Raw genomic sequence first — 3618 nt, 5'->3', positions numbered from 1 at the left:
ACACGCGAGAGACAGACCCCCCCCCCCCCCCCACAACCCCCCCCCCCCCCCCCCCCCCCCCCCCCCCCCCCCCCCCCCCCCCCACCCCCCCCCCCCCCCCCCCCCCCCCGCCGCCGATGACCACCAGTCGTTCGCTCATGAGACTCATGGGACTCATGATGGAACGTCAGGGGGATGCCAGGGGTACGGAGGCTACTTCTCGGGGGTCTCCCGGGGGTGAGGCGCCGTCGGCGCCCCGGCGGCGTTCCGCGGGGTGTCCGGCAGCACGGGGCCGGGCGCCGGGGCCGCCGCCCTGGTACGGCTCGCACGGCGCGGGCGGACCAGACGGTGCCACAGGACGAAGCCGATCAGGGCGACCGCGAGCCACGGGGCGAGCGCGGTCAGGACGATCCCGATCCAGGCCGCCGCGCCCACCAGCGCGTTCCAGCCGCCGCTCAGGGCCTCCCCGAAACCGGGACGGCCCTCCTCCGGTTCCTTCTCCACCGGCCGCTCCTTCTCGGAGAGCCGCAGGGTGATCGTCGCCAGCGTCGTCCGGTCCTTCAGCGAGGCCTGCTGGGCGAGGAGCGCCTCCAGGTCGGCCTGGCGGCGGCTCAGCTCGCCCTCCAGGGTCACCACGTCGGACAGCTTCTCCGCCCGGTCCATCAGCGCCCGCACCCGGGCCACGCTGGCCCGCTGGGTGGCGATCCGGCTCTCCACGTCCACCACCTGGTCGGTGACGTCCTTGGCGTCCGCCTTGCGGTCGAGGAGCTTCCCGGCGCCCGAGAGCTCGCCGAGGACGGAGTCGTACCGCTCCTGCGGCACCCGCAGCACGATCAGCGAGGTCAGATGCGTGTCGTCGATCCGCTCGGTCGACTCGTTCTCCACGTGCCCGCCGGCGCCCGCCGCCACCCGGCGGGCCGTGTCCAGGGCCTTCGCCGCGTCCTTCACCTCGACGGAGAGCGAGGCCGTACGGATGACGTGCTGCCGGACCTGCGCCTTCGACCCGGGCTTCCCGGCGGCCCCCGCGCTGCCGTCCGCGGCGGATCCGTCCGCGGCACCCTCTGTCCCGTCGGCGGGCTTCGCCGCCGCCATGCCCTGCTTGCCGTCCGAGGCCGACTCCGTGGCGCCCGCGCCGCAGCCGGCCAGGACCAGTGAGGCCGTCAGCAGTGCCGCGGCCGTCGTTCTCGTTCTCGCTGCCCGCACGAGGATCCCCCCAGGTGGTGGTGAGTGATGCCCTTCGGATGAGTGACGCCCTTTGGACGTACGAGCCCCCGGCGCGGGTTGCCCTCCGGCGGTAGCGATGCGGTCACGGTCCGGCCTCGGAACGGGAGCGCGCGGGCGATTTGAGAGAGTGGTGCCATGAACGCGGACATCACGGGACACCACGCCGGCCCTCAGGCCGGGCCGCACGTCGTCGTCGCCGGAGGCGGGATCGCCGGACTCGCGGCCGCCCACCGCCTTGCCCTCGCCGGCCACCGGGTGACCCTCCTCGAAGCCGACGCGCGGCTCGGCGGCAAGCTCCTCGCCGGGGAGATCGCGGGCGCGCCCGTCGACCTCGGCGCCGAGTCCCTGCTCGCCCGCCGCCCCGAGGCCGTCGCCCTGGCCCGCGCCGTCGGCCTCGGCGACCGGCTCCAGGCCCCCGCGACGACCACCGCGTCCGTCTGGTCCCGGGGCGAACTCGTCCCCATGCCCAAGGGCCACGTCATGGGCGTCCCCGGCGATCCCGCCGCCGTCCAGGGCCTGCTCTCCGCGGAGGGCGTGCGCCGCATCGGCGGCGACCTGGAGCTGCCGCCCACCGAGATCGGCGAGGACATCGCCATCGGCGCGTACGTCGCCGCGCGCATGGGCCACGAGGTCGTGGACCGGCTCGTCGAACCCCTCCTCGGCGGGGTGTACGCCGGTGACGCCCACCGCATCTCGATGAAGGCCGCCGTCCCCGCCCTCTTCGAGGCCGCCCGCGTCCACCCCACGCTCACCGCCGCCGTCCACGCCGTCCAGCGCGCCGGCGCCGCCACCCCCGCCGACGCGGCGGGCGCCGCCACCGGCCTCGGCGGCTCCGCCTTCCTCGGCATCGACGGCGGCATCGGCACCCTCCCCGGCGCGGTCGCCGGCGCCCTCCGCGCCGCCGGCGGCGAGATCCTCACCTCGGCCCCCGTGACCGCGCTCGTCCGCACCGGCGCCACCGGCTGGCAGGTCGTGACCCGGGACCGCACCTTCGACGCCGACGCCGTCGTCCTCGCCACCCCCGCCGGCATCGCCGCCGGCCTCCTCGGCGGCCACGCCCCGGACGCCGCCGCCGAGCTCGCCGCGATCGACTACGCCTCCATGGCCCTCGTCACCCTCGCCTTCCGCCGCGCCGACATGCCCGCCCTGGAAGGCTCCGGGTTCCTGGTCCCGCCCGTCGACGGCCACACCGTCAAGGCCTCCACCTTCTCCGCCCAGAAGTGGCGGTGGGTCTCCGACGGCGCCCCCGGCCTGTTCGTGCTGCGCACCTCCGTCGGCCGCCACGGCGAGGAGGAGCAGGTCCACCGCGAGGACTCCGACCTCGTCGACGCCTCCCTCAAGGACCTCGCCGCCGCCACCGGCCTCTCCGCCCGCCCCGTCGCGAGCACGGTCACCCGCTGGACCGGCGGCCTGCCCCAGTACCCGGTCGGCCACCTCGCCCGCGTCGCCCGCGTCCGCGCGGCCGTCGACGCCCTCCCCGGACTGCGCCTCGCGGGCGCCGCGTACGACGGCGTCGGCATCCCCGCCTGCGTCGCCTCGGCCCACCGCGCGGCCGACGAGATCATCGCCACGTCGAAAAGGACCGACCCCGGTGCGGGGCACTCCCTGTGACGGGCGAGAATAGGCGTATGAGTGCGCCCGAAAAGATCCCGAACGCCGGTAAGAAGGCGAAGGACCTCAACGAGGTCATCCGCTACACCCTGTGGTCTGTGTTCAAGCTGCGCGACGTTCTGCCCGAGGACCGCGCCGGTTACGCCGACGAGGTCCAGGAGCTGTTCGACCAGCTCGCCGCCAAGGACATCACGGTCCGCGGCACGTACGACCTGTCCGGTCTGCGCGCCGACGCCGACGTCATGATCTGGTGGCACGCCGAGACGAGCGACGAGCTCCAGGAGGCGTACAGCCTCTTCCGCCGCACCAAGCTGGGCCGCGCTCTGGAGCCGGTCTGGTCGAACATGGCGCTGCACCGCCCCGCCGAGTTCAACAAGTCGCACATCCCGGCCTTCCTGGCCGACGAGAACCCGCGCGACTACGTCTCGGTGTACCCCTTCGTGCGCTCCTACGACTGGTACCTGCTGCCGGACGAGGACCGCCGCCGCATGCTCGCGGACCACGGCAAGATGGCCCGCGGCTACCCCGACGTCCGCGCCAACACGGTGGCCTCCTTCTCCCTCGGCGACTACGAGTGGATCCTCGCCTTCGAGGCCGACGAGCTGCACCGCATCGTCGACCTCATGCGCCACCTGCGTGCCTCCGAGGCCCGGATGCACGTCCGCGAAGAGGTCCCGTTCTACACCGGCCGCCGCAAGAGCGTCGCCGATCTGGTGGCGGGCCTGGCCTGACGGCCGTACGAAACCTGGGGGGGGGGGGGGGGGGGGGGGGGGGGGGGGGGGGGGGGGGGGGGGGGGGGAGAGA

The 3618-nt window shown here is 75.0% G+C and carries 3 protein-coding genes; 2 read left to right on the top strand and 1 reads right to left on the bottom strand.

Annotated elements, in window-relative coordinates; genetic code table 11:
- Nucleotides 1–192: 192 nt before the first annotated feature.
- Nucleotides 193–1182, bottom strand: coding sequence for a DUF4349 domain-containing protein (locus tag ACZ7HT_RS20170; protein ID WP_471167437.1), 990 nt, complete (start codon nt 1180–1182; stop codon nt 193–195).
- A 156-nt stretch (nt 1183–1338) separates the two neighbouring features.
- On the opposite strand from ACZ7HT_RS20170, the gene hemG reads away from it, so the two are divergent.
- Both hemG and hemQ read left to right on the top strand, forming a co-directional pair.
- Nucleotides 1339–2814, top strand: coding sequence for a protoporphyrinogen oxidase (gene hemG / locus ACZ7HT_RS20165; protein ID WP_471167434.1), 1476 nt, complete (start codon nt 1339–1341; stop codon nt 2812–2814).
- A 17-nt stretch (nt 2815–2831) separates the two neighbouring features.
- Nucleotides 2832–3545: a hydrogen peroxide-dependent heme synthase gene (gene hemQ, locus ACZ7HT_RS20160; RefSeq protein WP_055640858.1), complete on the top strand. Its 714-nt coding sequence runs from the start codon at nt 2832–2834 to the stop codon at nt 3543–3545.
- Nucleotides 3546–3618: the final 73 nt, after the last annotated feature.

This window comes from Streptomyces sp. NPDC037410, from assembly GCF_055602235.1.
The sequence above is the reverse complement of the archived record's forward strand: the minus strand, read 5'-3'. Positions and strand labels throughout refer to the sequence as shown.